The sequence below is a fragment of the Bacillus sp. CR71 genome, assembly GCF_003429245.1.
GTDB classification, from domain to species: Bacteria; Bacillota; Bacilli; order Bacillales; family Bacillaceae_G; genus Bacillus_A; species Bacillus_A thuringiensis_S.
This window is the reverse complement of the sequence record NZ_CP031748.1, coordinates 1,042,585-1,062,220: the sequence shown is the minus strand read 5'-3', so window position 1 is coordinate 1,062,220 and position 19,636 is coordinate 1,042,585. Positions and strand designations below refer to the sequence as shown.

Genomic DNA, 19,636 nt, shown 5'->3' with positions numbered 1-19,636 from the left:
CACTTTTAAAGGAGTGCTTACGTATGAACAAAAAACTTGATCTAGAGCAAAAACGATTGGATACCGTAATCGAAACGATTACGCAGCAAATTGATAAGCTGGAAAACGAAACTGGCAGACGCCGGGCAGAAGTAATCAACATCCGTAAACACTTCTGGGATGACGTTAAAGTGAATACAGATACTTTTGATGATTACCTTGAAACAGTTATCAACTTAAGACAACAAGCTCAGTCACTAGCTGTTACACAAATCACCCATAAACACACCTTTAATCGACTTGCCGCGCTGCGACGCATGCAAAAAGCACCTTACTTCGGACGCATCGATTTTACTGAAGAAGGCGAACCTGCCGCAGAACAAATCTATATCGGTGTTTCTACCCTTACTGATGCAAGCGGAGAAAACTTTCTTATTTATGACTGGCGCGCCCCAATTTCAAGTGTTTATTACGACTATCCACCAGGACCGGCTGAATACAACACACCAGGCGGCGTAATTCGCGGTAATGTGGAGAAAAAATTACAATACATTATTCAAAATGGCGAGATTGATTCCATGTTCGATACGAGCCTCACAATCGGTGATGAAATTCTGCAACAAGCGCTCGGAAAAGGTACAAACAAACATATGCAGAGCATCGTCGCTACGATTCAGCGTGAGCAAAATGAAATTATCCGTCACGATGAAGGCCGACTCCTTATCGTTCAAGGAGCTGCTGGTAGTGGTAAAACATCAGCTGCCCTGCAGCGAATCGCCTACTTACTATATAAATATCGCGAATGGCTAAAAGCGGATCAAATTATTCTCTTTTCCCCTAACTCTATGTTCAATAGCTACGTTTCTAACGTACTACCTGAACTCGGTGAAGAAAATATGCAGCAAGTAACATTCCAAGAATATTTAAACCATAGACTAAGTAAGTCATTTGATGTGGAAGATCCTTACGAACAATTAGAATATATGCTAACTGAAACAAATAGCGCAAATTACAAAATTAGAAATGCCAGCATCCGATTTAAAGCATCCACTCAATTTTTCGAAATGATTAAAGCGTACAGACAATCTCTTGAAACTTCAGGCATGCTATTTAGAGGAATGAAATTTAGAGGGAAACTGATCGCCTCAGCTAAAGAAATTACAGAGCAATTTTACAATACTGACTCCTCCCTCCGCTTCCATAGTCGAATTGAGAAGTTAACGGATTGGCTAAATAAACAAATAGATGCACTTGAAAAAGCAGAACTGAAAAAGCCTTGGGTAGAAGAAGAAATTGAATTACTTAGTAAAGATGAATATCAAAAGGCTTATAAATACTTGCAGAAAAAAGGCGAGTTTGACGACAACTCTTTTAATGACTATGAGAAAGAAACGAAAGTCCTGGGACGTATGATTGTCCGCAAAAAATTGAAGCCGCTTCGTAAAGGCGTTCAAACACTGCGCTTCATCAATTTCACAGGAATCTATAAACAACTCTTCACAGACGCATCATGGGTTACTGGAGAAAAACCGAAAGAATGGGATGACATTTGCTCTCTAACGGTGAACATGCTTGATGAAGGAAAGCTATATTACGAGGATGCGACTCCATTTTTACTTTTAAAAGAATTAATTGAAGGCTTCCAAACGAACAGATCGATTAAACACGTACTCGTAGATGAAGCGCAAGATTATTCTCCGTTTCAGTTCGAGTTCTTAAAACGTCTCTTCCCTGCTGCAAGAATGACGGTACTCGGAGACTTTAACCAAGCGATATTTGCCCATGCGAGTGAGGCAGTGAATTTCAATACACTTACTAGCTTATACGGACCAGATGAAACGAACGGTATTAACTTAACTCGTAGCTACCGCTCAACAAAACCGATTATTGAATTTACACGTGCTCTCGTACCGGAAGGGAAGAACATTCACGCCTTTGAACGCGACGGCGAGAAACCTACAGTAACGAAAGTAGCTGATTACAGCGAACTGCACGAGCATATTACTACAAAAGTTACCGAACTACAAAAACAAAATCACAATACAATCGCAATTATATGTAAATCCGCAACTGAAAGCGCCGCTGCATACGAAGCACTCCGTCATATCGAGAATATTAAACTCGTGAAGAGTAACTCAGCCGAGTATGAGCAAGGTATTGTCGTGATCCCTGCTTATTTAGCGAAGGGTATTGAATTTGACGCTGTTATTATTTATGATGCTTCTGAAGATGTATACAGTGATGAGAGCGTACGTAGATTGTTCTACACTGCTTGTACGCGCGCGATGCATGAGTTGCAACTTTATAGTGTTGGCGAGGTTAGTCCTTTTGTGCTTGGGGCTGATTCGGATAGTTTTGAACTTATAACGAAAACACCTTGATAATCATCAAGGTGTTTTTCTCATTCTAAAAGGAATATCTTTACGTCGATATACACTTAACACAATTCCCATTATAAATGCATGAAACAGAGTTGGTATCAATCCGTAGCTAATAAAAGGTAATGATATAGAAACACGTGGTAATATCCCGAGGGTCATGCCAACGTTACAAATAAAATGGATTACAAAAAGAGTCACTCCGCCAACGAGAAGCAATTTACCATAACCATCATTTATTTTATAAGCTATGTTCATTATTCTTACTGCAAAAAGAGAAAGAATCACGACAAGAACTAGCGCAAGTACATATCCATAATAGTAAGTCAAACTTGCAAATACAAAATCAGTATGGGCAGCACGGATAGACTTTATATTTCCATATGTACCAAACCAACCTGCTGAAGACATTGCCTCTTGTAAACGTAAATCCCATTGATCATGCGCTGGATTTATAAATCCTAAAATTCTAGCTATCCGGTATTCTTTTACCGCAGACCAGGAAAATAGATCCCTAACAATAAAGGGTAAAATTGGTAAAATTGTAATGAGCCATGCCGTGTTCTTTCCTAACTTACTCCACCAAAGCATAACGAATACCATCGTAATATAGATGAAAATTGGTAAAAGAATTGATGTAGTTGAAAATAGATATAAAGAAAATACGTATAATATGAGAAGATGCATAAACTTTAACCTACTATTATTGAAAAAAGAAGCCCAAGCTAGAAAGAAGAATGGCATCGTCATTAAACAGTCAATTTTGATGGGGCCAATTTTTATTATTGCTTCCCCAATCACGTAATCAGTCGGAAAACATTTTATCATTAACAAGATAAGTACGCCAATTGTATAAAACATCCACCCAAGTTTCTCTAATCTCCGATAATCAAGTAGCATCATGCCCATAGCTGTTACAACACCGAGAATAACAAATATCACCTTATTCATGAATAAGTCAGCATGTCCAAAAGTTATAATCGGCAAAAACCCTAGCCCCATCGCAGCCACTAATAAACCAATTAAAAACCAATCAACCTTTGGCTTATACAGTTTGTTAAGTTCTTCGCCAAGTTTGACCGGACTTCCCATTTGTTCAACAGCCTTATCTTCAGCAACTTCCTCACTTAATCCTTTATCCATCCACATATTCTTCGCCTGTTTTAAGTGAAAGTCTAGTTCCATCGCCACCAAATCCTTCGCTTCTTTTGATTTAATATGGTTCGTAACTTCTTTTAAAAAACGCTCCCCTTTTTTGTTCAATTTTTTCTCACTCCTGTACTAATCCTTTTAATATAAATCGTGCCTTCGTAGCATTCTTCTCTGCCTTTCGCAGCATCTTGTTTCCTTTATCATTTAATTGATAATATTTAGCTCCCGCGTGATCCCAGCTAGATTGGATAAAGCGATTTTGTTCTAGACGATGTAATAAAGTGTATAGAGACCCTTCACCACCTTCGAATTTTTGAATCCCTCTCCCTCTTAGCAACTGCATCAATTCATAACCCGTTTTTTCATTCATAAGAAGTTGTAACACTGCTAAAAGGATATCTTCTTCCTTTTCGGACGATTGCTTAATTTTTTCGCGCACCTGCTTCTGGTGCTGATCAGAAAAACTCAAATGTTTAAACGTTGTGTTCTCCATTGATTTTCGCAAGCCTTTTAATCGATCTTCCATTTGATTATTCCTCCAATCCTTTCTTCAAAAGCTCCTTCGCTTTTTTCAGTCTCGTTTTTATCGTGTTTTCCTTTACTTCTATTACTGTAGCAATCTCTTTAATTGATAATTCTTCATAATAAAATAGATAAATGACTTCTCGATATTTTATCGGTAAACTCATTACCGCAGAAGCCAACCTACTATCCTCCGCATTTTGAATGACAGTTTGTTCGACACTATCATTTTGAATCCCAATATACGCAAATTCATCCTCTGTAACGATTACCTTTTTGTTATACCAACTTTTTATATAGTCCTTACATTGATTAATCGCAATTCTCCATAACCACGTTTTCACATTCGATTTCCCTTTATATGTATGAAGAGATTTATAACATTTTACAAATATATCTTGCGTTACATCCTCCGCAATCTCTTTATTATTCACATATGAATACACAAGCTGCAGGACTTCTTGCCCATACTTGTTCATTATTTCGTCGATAAGTTCCTCCTTATCTTCTATTTCAAACGCTTCTATCGTTAATTCATCCACATCATTTCCTCCTTCCCATATATTAGACGACGCACTGTATGGAAAAGTTTTATAAATACATAAAAAAATACGGATGGTAATGTCCATACCGTTTTTTTATGAATATTTATTTACTTCTTGTCCCCTGACACTAATGCTCTGCTTAAAAACTAGGAATTTTCATCCATATATCTTGTTCCCTATTTTAAAACATAATACAATGAATACGTAACTTAATAAGCTATAACTAGTAGGTGTGGTAATCATCTCTTCCATTTTGAAAAAAGGGGGAGGTGATAATATGATCGCGATGTTTGTAATGAAATTAATGTACGGTATCCTAACCGGAGCTGGCGTTGTCATCGGTAGAAGATACGTCGGTCCGTGGCTAATTTCTGTATACAAAAAAGCGAGAACCACCCTGCTTCGTGGAAAAGGTAAGGGCGGTTCTCGGCTAAAACGTTAATGTAATTGTCTTATAACCGCACCTACTACCACCACAATAGCAAGTTAGGTTACACAAGGCAGAAGTTTCTCAGGCTTCTGTCTTTTTTATTTTATGCAAAATTCATACTATATACTCTATCATCATTGTAACACATTTTATTTATTTTTAGTCAAGAGAAAAAACCACCTAAAGGCTCCCCTTCAGGTGGTTCTCTATTTTACGCTAACGCAGCTGCCTGTTCTTGTTGATCTACAGGAATTACAGCGTCTGTTAGTGCTTTTTCTAGTTCTGCTGTGTATTTCATTTCAACACTATTATCATTAATAACGCTATAAAGACATATACAGTGGTGAAAGCCTTCTTAGATCTGGAGAATTTTGAGTATGATAAATAATACCTTAATTCGTTCAAAACTTACAATAATGATGGCCTATTATTTATTATCTTGATTTAATTCTATAGAAACCTTTCTTTTCCCTATTCGATTTGCAAAAGGAACAAAAATAATAAACGCCATTCCTAACATAACTCCTACAATCGTATTCACAAAAATAAAATCAATATATACTTTCCCATGATCAATTAAACTAATAGCATATGTTAATAGAATCCCGGCAAAAGTACCAAGTATTAATCCTATAAGGATATATAGAATAACTTGTGTCATTATGACCCTTATAATCCCTCTTTTATCAATACATATCGTCCTTAAAACAGCAAATTCTTTTCTTTTTGAATTTATATTATTAATAAGAGTATTAAATACTCCTAACATAACACTAAACACCATTACTATCATCACTACAATAAATATGGACCATCTTTGATAAAACATTTGTTTTGCCTTTTTGACCGACTGTTCATAGCTATTGATTTGTAATTCTGGATACTGTTTTTTTAATTCTTCTAATTGTTTCAAGGTATATTGTTCATCGTTGGAGCTAATAAATAAACGACTAAATACAGTGAAATCTGTATTAAATTCTTTATTTCTCCAATCCATATACATTTCTACATTTGAGCCAGATAATTTTTGAACGATTTCCCCCACAACAACTCTTCCATTCTCTTCTATTTTTTGTGAGGATTCTGAGTACATACCAAGAACAATACTATCCCCTACATGAAGATCATGTTGTAGCGCAAAACCTTTAGTAATAACAACCTTATTTTCCACATTTGTAGAAAGAAGTGGAAGTAAATTTTGTTTCCCCATCTCCTTTAAATCAGCTAATGCATAATTAAAAGAAACATATTGATCGCCTTTCTTCAATTCTGCAGAAACAAAATTACTTAGCGTGCTTACTTCCTTAACACTTTTTATTTTTTTTATCTCCGCTTGCAATTCTGCATGCTTAATTGTTGAATTTTTACTTAAATGACTTTTCACAATAATATTTGTTGGATATTCTTGTTTTAAATATGCTTCTTCATTCTTTTGAATAGTTTTTAATAGTGCCGATCCAAAAACAGCAATAATCATCATTGTACTAATAGTCAAAACAACAAATGTATTCTTCTTTACTTGTGGTATAAGATTCTTAATTGCTACAAATGATGTATTACCAATAAGAAATTTAATGATAGGTAAAGTGCGCGTTAATAACGTTGGAAGATAAATAGGAAACAATATAAATATCCCTAATATTAATAACAGTGATCCAATTAATACAAACGCTACTCTTGTATCTTCTCCATAAGTTACAAACCTTCCTATAAGAATTAGAGCTACACTGATAAAAGTTATGAATTTCCCAAATTTCAAATACTTATTTTTATTAGAAAAATCGACTTTTTCATTGTCCTGCATAATTTTAAATGGCAACACTTTTGCACTCTTATAAGAGGGAAACAGCATGAATATTTCAATCAATATTGCGCCAAAAATCATGACCATTACTGCTATTTTATAATCAAATCCTAACGAACTAATTTGAAAAGAAAATAATTTTTCCAGCCATTTTTGCAAGAATTGATTACTTATTACAGCTAGCACAAAGCCCAAGATAGTACCAATAATATTAATCAAGCTACATTGAAATAACACAACTTTAAATATTTGTTTTGTTGTCGCTCCAATGGATCTCATAATAGAAATTTGATTTTTATATTTATATAAAAACAATTCAAAATTAGAAATAATCATCAATGAAGTAACAACAAGCATGAGTACCGACAAAATAATCATAAATATATTTAATGAGGCTAGATTACTCTTTAAAAATTCATCTTCTTCTGTTACATCAATTCGTAAGTCCGAATCAATTTCTCTAATTTGATTAGCTAATGTTAGTACATCTTCATTTTCTTTCATCTTAATTAAAACATAAGTGGCTTCAATATTTTTACTATTCTTTTCCTGCATAAGTCGTTGAACTGTATCTTTAGATAACATAATTATATCAGGAGGCATCCCCGTTGCATCTAAATCTGTCAATAACTCTTTTATCTTATATTGTTTATTTTCTATTAAAATACTATCCCCTATTCGAACCTTCAATACTTGAGCTAATTCTTTATTAATTATCACCTCATTGGATTCTATATTCTCATTAAAATGATACTTACTTTTTGTTAGTAAATCATTTTGAACCCCAACTGTATACATATTTGTGTTTAAACTATCAACTTTTAAACGTGTAACCAAGGCACTCGATGATTGTTTAATACTTTTTGAGGATGTAATTTTATCTAATAGGGACTTATCCATGACTTTTGTTTGATCACTACTGTAACCAACTGACAAATCCATATCTCCATATATCTGTTTAACTTTATTTTCTATTGAATGTCTAGCATTTACCGAGAAAGTTCCCATTGTGATAATTAACGAAATGGACAACATCACACTAACAATTGATGACAATGCAATAAATTTATTCGCTCTAAAAAAACGTAATGCTATTCCCCTAATAGATCTAATCATTGCACTTTCTCCATCAACGCTTTAAACTTCTCTAAAATATTTTCCATATCGACCGGTCCATTATCACATACATAATTGTCCACAATTTTTCCATCATGGAAAAAAATCACGCGATCTGCGTATGTTGCTACATTGGGATCATGTGTAACTAAAACCATACTTTGATTTAATTTTTTTTTCATCTCTACTAACATTTTTAAAAGTTCTGTAGTTCTATTAAAGTCTAAATTCCCAGTTGGTTCATCAGCTAATACGATAGGTGGTGATGTAATTAATGCTCTTCCGATAGCAACACGTTGCTGTTGCCCCCCTGAAAGTTGAACTGGTCGATGATTAGACCAATTTTCCAAACCAACTAGTTCTATCATCTGCTGCACCTCAGTGTCTATTTCCTCTTTTTTTATATCTTTTAAAATAAGCGGTAATGCAATATTTTCTTTAACTGATAAATCTTTCAATAAATTAAATGATTGAAACACAAACCCTATATTCTCACTCCGGTATTTTGTCGCATATGGTTCAGTAAACATATTATTTTTCACTTCCCCATTTAACAAAATAGTGCCTTCATCTGGACTATCTAAAGCACCTAATATGTTAAGTAATGTACTCTTTCCTGAACCACTTGTTCCCATAACTGCAAGTAACTCACCTCTATGTAAATCAAAGGATACATTTTTTAGCGCTTTAACTTCATAGCCAACACCCTTATAAGTTTTACACAAATTTTTCACAGATAATAAAAACTGACTCTTTTCCATAATACACCTCAATGTCTTAAATCGAATTTTGCGTTATTTGTTCCTCATACCATTTTGCTTGTGATAAATACATTTCATAATACACTCCACGTTTATTCATCAACTCATCGTAGTTTCCCTCTTCAACTATATTCCCATTGTCCATTACAATAATTCTATCTGAATACTTTGTAGGTCCTAATCTATGAGAAATAGTTATTGTCGTTTTATTTTCAGATAATTTGTTGAAAAGTTCAAAAATTTTCATCTCACTTAGTGGATCTAATGCTGCAGTAGGCTCATCTAAAATAATTAAATCTGAATCTTTCAAGAACCCTCTTGCAATAGCTAATTTTTGCCACTCTCCACCAGATAACTCTCTCCCAGCTGGTATTTCTCTAGTTAAATATGTATCCAGATTAAATTGATAATTTTTTACTTTCTCATATAACCCTACCTTTTGTAGTGCATTATATAATTCCTGATCATCGTTTAACTTCTTTAGATTCCCAAATCCTAAATTTTCTCTTACACTAAATTTATATTTATAAAAATCCTGGAAAATTGCTGCTACTCTTTCAAAATAAGTTATTTTATCAATATCTTTAATATTTTTTTCGTTTACTCTAATTTCACCATCACTTACATCATAAAGGCCTAAAATACATTTAACTAGTGTAGTCTTTCCAGAACCATTATGCCCTACAATTGAAATATTTTCTCCCTTATTAATCTTTAAGTTTATATTATCCAATACCTTAACATTAGTTTTTGGATAATAAAAACTTATGTTTTTTAAAGATATCTCTTCTACGCTTTGAATTTCTATGGGATCTACTTCTTTTTTATTTTTAACATCGTAATCCAATATTTGCATTAGAGCACTATTATAGATAGCTGTCTCAAAAATCGAACCTAGATGAGAACCAATTGAACCAAATATTGATTGCACAGAAGCTACTGCCCCAAGTAAAGCAACATAGTCACCAATGGATAACTTATTATCAAATATTTGGTATACAAGTATTAAAGATACAACTAAACTAGACACCTGTAACAGTAATGCGGCAATCGATTTAGTTTTGCACTCCCATAAAGCTAAGTTGAGTTTATATTTTTGTATAACTTTAAATAAGTTAGACCATTTATTTAATAAAAAATCTCCCGAATCATTAATCTTTATCTCTCTGATAGCACTTTTATCAACAAAAAGGTTATCAGTAAAGCCCAGTTCTCTATCTTTAGCCGCTGTTTCTTTAGTCATTCTATAATTTTTAGACTTTGCTATAAAAATCAAAATAATACCTGGCAATGTAGACAAAAATAGTGCAATGGGTAAAATCCAATGGATCGCAAGTAATATCCCACAAATCCCAATTAAAGAAATCAAACTTTGTAAAACCCCTATCAAACTACTAATTACCCTTACACCATTTCCGCTTATTGCTATATTCGCTAAATTTATAGTGTCAAAAAAACTACTATCTTCATATTCTTTTAATGGTATTTTAATCAATTTTGTTAACATTATTTTTTTTAGAACATAATTAACAGTCTGGGTAATACGAGTAAATATATATATTCCTATATTACTTAATACAGAAGAGAAGTACTGCAATAAAAAAGTTACTACCAACAAAATTATTACAACTTCTTGAGCATCAGGGTTATTATGTATATTAGTAATCGTGTCAATGGTTTGTTTATTTAAAATGATTAAAATTGGTGGAATAGTAGCGGTAATAAGTGATAATATACAAAATAAGATTAAACTCAAAGGATGCTCTCTATATATATAACCTAGAAAATATTTCTGAGTTTTTATAAATGCCCAAAATTGATTATGTCTTTTCTCCTTCACTATAATCCTCCTCTCAATTAGCTAGTTTAATTTTTCAAGTTATATAGTTAATCAAGTTTTCTTTAGTAATATGACTATTCTCTTCAACTTTACCACTTTCATCCACTCTCATTGCAAAAGGAAATACATCAATATTGAATTTATTAATAATAATATCTTCATCAATAAATAATGCTCTATCCTTATAAACACTATTGCTCATATATTTGAAATTTTTTTCTGTTTTTATTAAAACTAGTTTAATTTCACTTAGGTAGCTAATATTAAAAACATCTAACGAGCTAAAAACTTTATTACATTCTTTGCAATCTAGATCTAAAAAAACAAGTGTATTTTTATTTCCTAATACATTATCGTAAATCCCCTTTATGTCTCCATCAACATTGTTAAAATCAACGTTTGGAATCTTGTCTCCGATTTCTAGTCCCCCCTGAACTACTTGACCCCATTTTAATTTTAAAATTGTAATTATATGTAAGGCTGTTTGTATCGTTATAATAATAAGTAATGAAATTATTATTTGATGATTTATATCCATTATTGCTCCTCCAATTACAACTTAATTAGATAATTTATTAGGAAATATAATTTCAAATATTAATCGAATTAATATTAATGTTATTGTCCAAAATACAGAAATTATAATAATTTCTAGTCCATACATTAAATGCTCCTTATGAGTCAATACTGTGCTTAAATTTGTGCCATTAAATATTATATTTGGAATAATACTAAGCAATAATAGTAGACATTGAATTAATCCACCATAACCAAGTTTAGTCTCTATTATTTTTCCAAAACAAAAACATTTCTTTTGCTTTTTTTCAACAATTACTTTGAAGTTGATTAAAATAAACATGACTATCAAACCTATCGCTATAATATTAATAAACATATTATTATTAAAAATAATTAAGGATACACCTAAAAAAATCTCCAGAAAAGGGAATAACATTCCAAATATAGATGCTAATTTTTCAGGCATTAAATTCATTTCAACAATCGATTGAGATGCTTCTTTTATAGCAATCAATTTAAACAAACCCGAAATAAAAAAAAGTAATCCTACAGACACACTAAATATTAATGTTATAACATTCAAAAGCCTAATTCCTCCTAATCGATAACTAGTCTGCATAATATATCATGTTAAAATATGGTCTATTATAAAAGTCTAATCTCACAACCATATATCAGTACTATGGATAATAATAAAATAATATTAACAGCTAAATTTTTTGTTGTTACTTTCTTAGGCATATTTAAGGAAAAACAACCACAATTATTTATAAATTCTTTGTTTATGTTAATTATTATCAGTAATATATAAAACACTTGAATTATTAAACCTATAATTAGAACAATATTTGAATATATTGTAGTTATTAATAATAATGCTAAGAATAGCTCTAAAGCAATTAATAGAGAAGTAATAACATTTAGTGATTTTTCTTTTTTAACTATTTGATAATCTTTCATAGCCATATAATAAGCAAATGGCTTTTTCACTTTAGTTCTAACACTTTTTAGAAAAATCAAACCAAGAATAACATATGACATCTTAATCATAATTAGATAAACTGTATCCATAATTTAATCCTGCCCTAACCTTTTTTTGAGTTCTACCAGAAATTCTTGATTATTGAAGTTTTCCTCGAATTCACCAAAATGTATGATTTCTTTTAATTCCTTACCATTTTTCATATATATAATTGAAGGAATAAAACTAATGTCTAACATTTTAATAAGTTCCATATTTAGTTCAGATGAAGCATGTGTGTCATTAGATAAATCTACTAAAACACATCGTCTTTCTTTATTAATAATATTTAACAACTCTATAAACAAATTAAAATCATGTATAAAGCTTTCTCTATCTGAGCATATAGCATATCCTGTATAGTCATTAATCTTCTTCCTAAATTCCGATCCACTCATAATACTTGCGGTAAAATCTTGATTTTTTTTAATTTTGATATATATGTATGCGCATGTAATAATTGCTACTATTAAAATTATTATAAAAAGGTAAGTCACCATTACAATTCTCCTATGAATACTAATAAAATAAATTTAAAAACAATTAAACATTTTTTGTTTCATCAGTTTAGTAAATTAACATGTTTTATCAATGGATTAATATTCCCCTCATTAAAAACTATAAAATTAGGCAATCATACCAGCTACACAGCTGGTATGATTATCTTTCAATTTATTTAGCATTGGTTAGAGTCGGAACTACAACCATCTACAACCGCACATTTAAATACTTCTTTATATCCTGGAAGCCAACCAGCATGTACATATTTTCTTTTTTTCGTATAGTACGCTCCTGTTTCATCTAATGCGAAATTTTCTTTCCCCCAAGAGCAATCTCCTTTAATTACACTTTCACTTTTACCACAATTCACCATTGAAGGTTTTACAAATGTTTTCATTTAAATCAATCTCCCTTATTGTTTTTTGATAAATAACGCAATAGTTTTATACTAATTTTAATTAAATATATTCATTATAAATTCACAAAAAATTAGTTAACATTAATTTCATATATAAAAATATTGCGTTATTTATTTGATATATTTTCTACTAATTATTTTGATTTAATCTTTGTTGATACTTTATAAACCATATTTCAATACAAAATAATGTCCAAAAATCTTTTCTATTTTCAAGACCATTTCTCCATTTTGCGAGTTCCTCGTGCCACTCTTCATGCGAAAGCAGGTTAAGCTTCTCTACAATCATCGGATTTTCCATTAATCTGTATATTTTATCCCAATTCTTTCGAATGCTTTTATAAGTATAATCTAAGTGGGTTGTTTTATTAATTTTATTAACAATATTTGGAGTTAAGTATTTCTCCATTGATTTTCTTAATATATATTTAGTAGTTTCAGTTGAAAATCTAAATTCACCGGGGATTTTGTAAACGAATTCGATTAATCTTCTGTCTAAAAACGGATGACTAATATCTGCACCTACTGCAGCACCTATTACCCTATCTATATATAAGTGCGCTTTAGCATTAGTAATTTGGTAATATAATTCCTTTTGGTGAAAACGTTTAATATTTCTCATTTTTTTATTCATAAACTTATAATAATTACTATCTGTATTCCCAATAAATTCTTTGGCTAAATCAGGAGATAGTACACAGTTATAAAAATTTTTAAGGGCTGATGTATTTGTAGTTATAGAATAATCAGTAATCCAAGAAAATGTTTTTTTCAGTTGTCCTTTATTAAAAAAATCTCGAGTTGTATGTAAGGAACCTTTTAATAGATGATCACCCGCGAAGCCACTCAATATGTTAACTAAGTTATTCTCAACTGATTTTTTCACAGTATTATATGTGAAATTAAAAGATATTGAATTTACATTCGGTTCAAAAGTAAAAGGGTCATCATTAGGGAATTTTTCAAACATCAATGTATTATCTAAATTTAAATATATTCCTTCATCATTATATTTGTGAGTTAATTCATTAATATATTCTCTTTCATCACAATTCTTCAATTCATCAAAAACTGCACTAACTGATGAAATATGGAGTTTTTTTTCTTCCTTCGCAATAATTTTGGAAGCTGCGTACAACGAGGTAGAATCCATCCCTCCACTCAACATTATTGCGTTTCCTTCCTCTTTATCTAGCCTATCTTTTACAGCTTGAAATAATAAATCTGAAAATTTTCTGAAATAATCTTCCTCAGTCTTATATAATATTGTTCCAGAAACTTTAGATAAATCCCAATATGTTTGCACTTTAGATACGTCCTGATTTATGTTTAAATAACATCCACTAGGGATTCTAAAAATATTATTATAGGGTGTATCTGTTGTATCAATTATTCCGTTTCTCTCATGAAATTCTTTGAAATAGTTATAATTTATATCTTTAAAATCAAAGTAACTCTTTAATAAGAAAATATCACTTGCTAAAACGTATTCATCCTTATGCTTAACCCAAAATAAAGTTTTCACCCCTATATGATCTCTTACTGCAAATGTTTTTTGCTTCGCTTGATCATACAGTACAAATGAGAATTCGCCTACCAAATCTTTTATAAATTCAATCCCTTTTTCTTTGTATAAATAACTAATGATATATTCACTTTCTACGTCTTCATCTAACGATATTGAAAGATTATATTTCCTTATAAGCTCTCTTTTGTTATGTAATACAATATCCCCAATAATTAATATGTCACCAAATTCAAATTTAGTGTTTATATTCTTATGGCTATTGGCGGCAAAAAATTCAAAATGATTTTTCATTCCATAATTTTCTTCAACTTTTATTTTAAATTCATCAAAAATAGTATTCTTTATACTTAGATTTTTAAAATCTTTTTCCTTAGAAGAAACGGATACCAAAAACCATTTCATTTTAAATCCTCCTTCTTTAATTCCCTCGAATCCAATATAATGTTATATCGACTTGTTTCTTCTTGGTCATCAAAAAAATTATCACCATTGCACTGTAACCATGCGTGAGCCTCAAAAGGAAATTTTTTAATCCCTATAACCATCTCAACTGGTATTGCGAAATTTTTTCTAATAATTTTATACCCTAGTAAAGTTTTATGTATGCAATCGGCCTTTCTTGGATACCAAACACAAACAACATCTAATATATGGAATATTCTTTCGATTTCACTTTTAGTTTTTTCTATAGATTCCTTGTCCCATTTTATATCCCTTATATTAAGATGTTTATATGCATATCTTTTAAATGTATTATTAAATCCATTTCTTGATAATTCCATGTCGAATTTTACTAATAATACTAACAAGTATATGTATGTATTCAAATTCTTAAACTTACTTATCAATCTCAATTACCCCTGCCTTCTCTAAATTAAAAATAAAATCCATTATTTCATTCTTAATAACTTCTCTTTCGCCATCAAACTCTTGAAATATAGAGTCAATTATCTTTGTTACTTCTGATAGAAGTTCGATTTTCTTCCAAATCTCAGATCCTGTGTGATCTAATGCATAGAAATTATTTTTAATCATATTCACTAGAATAATTTCATTATTTTCTTCATATACAATTACATCTTTATTTACCGAAATATCCAATTAATCAACTCCATTTTCCTGCCATTTATATTTCACAACACAAAACATATTTTTACAAAAAATATGTTTTTTTACTTTTTCCATTAGCGACATCTTGATATTACAATACGAACCAAAATTTGTATATAAGTTCCACATAATTTCCAATATGCAATTTTATATATCTGGATAAATAAATTAAAATTCCTTTTAGAGATACATCTATCTAAAGATTCTGACAGAAGAGAATCCGAATACTCCCACTTAATTACAATTTTCAAATATAAAAATTCTTCTAATCATCTAGTACAAAATAGAAGAGTGTTCTTTGATGGAAATTTATTTAATTTTAACTGTCCCCGTTTGAAACATACGTTTCCTTCTTGTTCTTTGTTACTTCACATATCGTTTTAATGATTTCGTGCGGTACAAAAAGTGAAAAACACCCTGCTTGCGAAAAAGGTAAGGGCGGTTCTCAATTAAATTGTTGATTTGATTGTTCAATAACCACATCTACTACCACCATAGAAGTATGGTTGTACAAGACAGAAATTCATGAGTGTTCTGTCTTTTTTTATTTTATGCAAAAAAGCTTATAAACCCATTAGAAACCTTAATATTCAAAATAAAATTAATACACTCTATTTACTTATAATCACGGTTTTAGTGCGTGCATAATAAAACAAAAAACCACCTAAAGGCTCCCCTTCAGGTGGTTCTCTATTTTATGCTAACGCAGCTGCTTGCTCTTGTTGGTCTACAGGAATAACAGCGTCTGTTAATGCTTTTTCTAGTTCTGCTGTGTATTTCATTTGCTCTTCTTTGCTCCAGCCTAGTTTCGCAGCCATATAGTTGATTACTGCTTCTTTCCACTCGTATACCCAGTGGATGTTGAAGAATACAGCGCCTCTGCGGCGTACGAAGAAGTCAACTGGTTTTGCTGTCATTTCGTAATCCATTGCGTATACAAGTGGGATTAGAACGTCAAGCGGCATGTTGTATTCTTTCGCTTCGTCTTTATGTTTTTTCGCTAAGCCAAATAGTACATCAACGTTAGAACCATAGAATTTTGCGAATTCTTCTGCTTGTGCTTTCGTTAAACCAGATTTCGTACCTTCGTCTGCTTTTTTCGCAACGAATGCCGGGAATCCGTGTGAACCATCTACATGTCCACCAGAGATCGGCATATGTTTCGTATCACTCTTCGGATATGCACTATGACCTTCTTTTTGTAGTAAGTTCGTTACGTAATCTACTACCATTTCAGCCATTTTGCGGTATCCTGTTAATTTACCACCTGCGATTGTAATTAAACCAGATTCAGAAGTCCAAATTTCATCTTTACGAGAAATTTCAGATGCATTCTTACCTTCTTCATAAATTAACGGACGTACACCAGCCCAGCTTGATTCAATGTCTTTCTCTGTAATTTTCACGCTTGGGAACATGTAGTTAATTGCATTAATGATGTATGTGCGATCTTCTGTTGTCATTTGTGGTACAGCTGCGTCTTTATCATAGAACGTATCTGTTGTACCTACGTATGTTTTTCCTCCGCGAGGAATCGCGAACACCATACGTTTATCTGGTGTATCGAAGTAAATTGCTTGCCCGAGTGGGAAACGTTTTTGATCAATTACTAAGTGAACACCTTTTGATAACTGAAGTACTTTTCCTTTTTTCGAGTTATCTTTTTCACGAAGTGTATCTACCCAAGGACCAGCTGCGTTTACAATTTTCTTACCGTAAACTTCATATACTTCACCGTCTAGTAAATCGATTACACGTACACCGCATACTTTTCCATCTTTATATAAGAAACTGTCTACTTTTGCGTAGTTAACAGCTTTCGCACCATGCTCAATTGCTTCTTTCATTACTTCAATTGTAAGACGCGCATCGTCTGTACGATATTCTACGTAGTAACCGCCGCCTTTTAATCCTTCTTTTTTTACAAGAGGCTCTTTGTTTAGCGTTTCTTCACGGTTAAACATCTTTCTGCGCTCGCTTCGTTTTACACCTGCTAAGAAGTCGTATACACGAAGACCAATTGATGTACTAAATGATCCGAACGTACCGCCTGTATGGAACGGAAGTAACATCCACTCTGGTGTTGTTACATGGGGACCGTTCTCATATACGATCGCACGCTCTTTACCCACCTCTGCTACCATTTTCACTTCAAGTTGTTTTAAATAACGTAGACCACCGTGTACAAGCTTCGTTGAACGACTTGATGTACCTGCTGCAAAGTCCTGCATTTCAAACACAATTGTTGATAACCCGCGTGTTGCTCCATCTAATGCAATACCAGAACCAGTAATACCTCCACCAATTACGATCACATCTAACTCTTGTTTATTTACTCCGTTTAATACGTCTTTACGTTGTTTACTTGAAAATTTCATGGTAATTCCTCCCTTTGATAACGAAAAAAGAGACCACAAACTCCGCTATAGATTTCGCCTCTATAGCGCGTTGTGGTCTCTCCAAATCTCCTACCGAATTATTAACTTGTCACCATTATAACACTGTTTATGATTATTTGAAAGCTTTTGTTGCTTCAATTGCTTTTTTCCATCCAGCATATAGCTCTTCGCTTGTTTCCGCTTCCATCGTTGGTTCAAAGCGTTTGTCCATATGCCACTGTGATTTAATTTCATCTTGGTTTTTCCAATATCCAACCGCAAGACCAGCTAAGTATGCTGCACCTAGAGCCGTTGTTTCGTTAATCACTGGACGCTCTACAGGAACATCTAAAATATCACTTTGGAACTTCATTAAGAAGTTATTTTTAACTGCTCCGCCATCAACGCGTAATGTTTTCAGTTCAATACCTGAATCTGCTTCCATTGCGCATAATACATCTTTCGTTTGGTAAGCTAAAGATTCTAGCGTTGCACGAATGAAGTGCTCTTTCGTCGTACCGCGTGTTACACCAAACATAGCGCCGCGTACTTCACTATCCCAATAAGGTGTTCCTAGTCCAACGAATGCTGGTACAACGTATACACCATCAGTTGATTCAACGCGACTCGCATACACTTCACTCTCACTTGCATCTTTAAACATGCGCATTCCGTCACGTAACCACTGAATTGCAGAACCTGCTACGAAAATACTTCCTTCTAATGCGTAGTTTACTTTACCATCTATTCCCCATGCAATTGTTGTTAATAGACCGTGCTCAGAAGCTACTGCTTTTTCACCTGTGTTCATTAACATGAAGCAACCAGTTCCGTAAGTATTTTTCGCCATACCTTCACCGAAACAAGCTTGTCCAAATAATGCTGCTTGTTGGTCACCAGCTACACCTGCAATCGGTACATTTTGGCCGAAGAAGTGGTAATCAATTGTTTCTCCGTAAATTTCAGATGATGGACGTACTTCTGGAAGCATGCTCTTTGGTACTGTTAACATTTCTAGAAGCTCATCATCCCACTGTAAGTCGTGAATATTAAACATTAACGTACGTGATGCGTTTGAATAATCTGTTACGTGTGCTTTACCACCAGATAGTTTCCATACAAGCCACGAATCAATTGTTCCGAATAATAGATCACCGTTTTCTGCTTTCTCTCTTGCACCTTCAACGTTATCTAAAATCCATTTTACTTTCGTACCAGAGAAGTATGCATCAATTAAAAGACCTGTTTTTTCGCGAACCATTTCGCTATAACCTTTTTCTTTTAACTCATCACAAATTTCAGCTGTTTGGCGAGATTGCCATACAATTGCGTTGTAAATTGGTTTACTAGTTGTTTTATCCCAGACAACCGTTGTTTCACGTTGGTTCGTAATACCGATACCTGCGATTTGTTCTGGTTTTACATCTGCTTCGCTTAAGCAAGTTGCGATAACTGCTAAAATAGATCCCCAAATTTCTTGTGCATTATGCTCTACCCAGCCCGGCTTTGGAAAATGTTGTGTAAACTCTTTTTGAGCTGAATGAACAATTTCACCTTTTTTATTGAAAAGAATTGCGCGTGAGCTTGTTGTTCCTTGGTCTAATGAAAGAATATATTTTTTCATATCGGTTTCC

The 19,636-nt window shown here is 32.5% G+C and carries 18 protein-coding genes; 2 read left to right on the top strand and 16 right to left on the bottom strand.

Annotation, left to right across the window (positions count from 1 at the left end; all coding sequences use genetic code 11):
• Nucleotides 1-23: 23 nt before the first annotated feature.
• A complete protein-coding gene (helD, locus tag DOS87_RS05495) occupies nt 24-2,360 on the top strand; it encodes an RNA polymerase recycling motor HelD (RefSeq protein ID WP_065228421.1) in 2,337 nt (778 codons plus the stop codon).
• A 6-nt stretch (nt 2,361-2,366) separates the two neighbouring features.
• Here helD and DOS87_RS05490 read toward each other — a convergent pair whose 3' ends face one another.
• The 3 genes from DOS87_RS05490 to DOS87_RS05480 are packed head-to-tail and all read right to left on the bottom strand — an operon-like array spanning nt 2,367 to nt 4,573.
• Nucleotides 2,367-3,620, bottom strand: a complete 1,254-nt coding sequence (locus tag DOS87_RS05490) for an FtsW/RodA/SpoVE family cell cycle protein (RefSeq protein ID WP_072939782.1) — start codon at nt 3,618-3,620, stop codon at nt 2,367-2,369.
• Between the two features lie 7 nt (nt 3,621-3,627).
• Complete coding sequence (locus DOS87_RS05485) at nt 3,628-4,035, bottom strand: PadR family transcriptional regulator (RefSeq protein WP_000390151.1); 408 nt, start codon at nt 4,033-4,035, stop codon at nt 3,628-3,630.
• Nucleotides 4,036-4,039: 4 nt separating this feature from the next.
• Entirely contained in the window at nt 4,040-4,573 is a 534-nt protein-coding gene (locus DOS87_RS05480; RefSeq protein WP_000344008.1) for a sigma-70 family RNA polymerase sigma factor, read from the bottom strand.
• A gap of 280 nt (nt 4,574-4,853) precedes the next feature.
• Here DOS87_RS05480 and DOS87_RS05475 point away from each other — a divergent pair, with 280 nt between their 5' ends.
• Nucleotides 4,854-5,018: a hypothetical protein gene (locus DOS87_RS05475; RefSeq protein WP_000561155.1), complete on the top strand. Its 165-nt coding sequence runs from the start codon at nt 4,854-4,856 to the stop codon at nt 5,016-5,018.
• A gap of 415 nt (nt 5,019-5,433) precedes the next feature.
• On the opposite strand, the gene DOS87_RS05470 is transcribed toward DOS87_RS05475, so the two are convergent.
• The 13 genes from DOS87_RS05470 to glpK form a co-directional block, all read right to left on the bottom strand.
• Entirely contained in the window at nt 5,434-7,926 is a 2,493-nt protein-coding gene (locus DOS87_RS05470) for an ABC transporter permease (protein ID WP_000621279.1), read from the bottom strand.
• Nucleotides 7,923-8,687, bottom strand: a complete 765-nt coding sequence (locus DOS87_RS05465; protein ID WP_208730220.1) for an ABC transporter ATP-binding protein — start codon at nt 8,685-8,687, stop codon at nt 7,923-7,925. The genes DOS87_RS05470 and DOS87_RS05465 overlap by 4 nt, the downstream gene beginning before the upstream one ends.
• Before the next feature lie 16 nt (nt 8,688-8,703).
• Nucleotides 8,704-10,527, bottom strand: a complete 1,824-nt coding sequence (locus DOS87_RS05460) for an ABC transporter ATP-binding protein (RefSeq protein WP_000660696.1) — start codon at nt 10,525-10,527, stop codon at nt 8,704-8,706.
• A gap of 34 nt (nt 10,528-10,561) precedes the next feature.
• The gene (locus DOS87_RS05455) at nt 10,562-11,065 is read right to left on the bottom strand and encodes a hypothetical protein (RefSeq protein ID WP_000353919.1); all 504 of its coding nucleotides are present in this window, start codon (nt 11,063-11,065) and stop codon (nt 10,562-10,564) included.
• Nucleotides 11,066-11,086: 21 nt separating this feature from the next.
• A complete protein-coding gene (locus tag DOS87_RS05450; RefSeq protein WP_063535823.1) occupies nt 11,087-11,629 on the bottom strand; it encodes a MauE/DoxX family redox-associated membrane protein in 543 nt (180 codons plus the stop codon).
• A 62-nt stretch (nt 11,630-11,691) separates the two neighbouring features.
• Complete coding sequence (locus tag DOS87_RS05445; protein WP_098578530.1) at nt 11,692-12,117, bottom strand: MauE/DoxX family redox-associated membrane protein; 426 nt, start codon at nt 12,115-12,117, stop codon at nt 11,692-11,694.
• A 3-nt stretch (nt 12,118-12,120) separates the two neighbouring features.
• Complete coding sequence (locus DOS87_RS05440) at nt 12,121-12,567, bottom strand: hypothetical protein (protein ID WP_063535822.1); 447 nt, start codon at nt 12,565-12,567, stop codon at nt 12,121-12,123.
• 176 nt (nt 12,568-12,743) lie between these two features.
• Nucleotides 12,744-12,965, bottom strand: a complete 222-nt coding sequence (locus DOS87_RS05435; protein WP_000847606.1) for a hypothetical protein — start codon at nt 12,963-12,965, stop codon at nt 12,744-12,746.
• A gap of 151 nt (nt 12,966-13,116) precedes the next feature.
• On the bottom strand, nt 13,117-14,916 hold the full coding sequence (locus DOS87_RS05430) for an asparagine synthase-related protein (protein WP_000870873.1): 1,800 nt from the start codon (nt 14,914-14,916) through the stop codon (nt 13,117-13,119).
• Nucleotides 14,913-15,362, bottom strand: coding sequence for a lasso peptide biosynthesis B2 protein (locus DOS87_RS05425; protein ID WP_223840594.1), 450 nt, complete (start codon nt 15,360-15,362; stop codon nt 14,913-14,915). The genes DOS87_RS05430 and DOS87_RS05425 overlap by 4 nt, the downstream gene beginning before the upstream one ends.
• Complete coding sequence (locus tag DOS87_RS05420; protein ID WP_000355425.1) at nt 15,352-15,615, bottom strand: PqqD family protein; 264 nt, start codon at nt 15,613-15,615, stop codon at nt 15,352-15,354. Before DOS87_RS05420 ends, DOS87_RS05425 begins: the two co-directional genes overlap by 11 nt.
• A gap of 704 nt (nt 15,616-16,319) precedes the next feature.
• Nucleotides 16,320-18,002, bottom strand: a complete 1,683-nt coding sequence (gene glpD / locus DOS87_RS05415) for an aerobic glycerol-3-phosphate dehydrogenase (RefSeq protein WP_000672828.1) — start codon at nt 18,000-18,002, stop codon at nt 16,320-16,322.
• A gap of 133 nt (nt 18,003-18,135) precedes the next feature.
• Complete coding sequence (glpK, locus tag DOS87_RS05410) at nt 18,136-19,626, bottom strand: glycerol kinase GlpK (RefSeq protein WP_000760013.1); 1,491 nt, start codon at nt 19,624-19,626, stop codon at nt 18,136-18,138.
• Nucleotides 19,627-19,636: the final 10 nt, after the last annotated feature.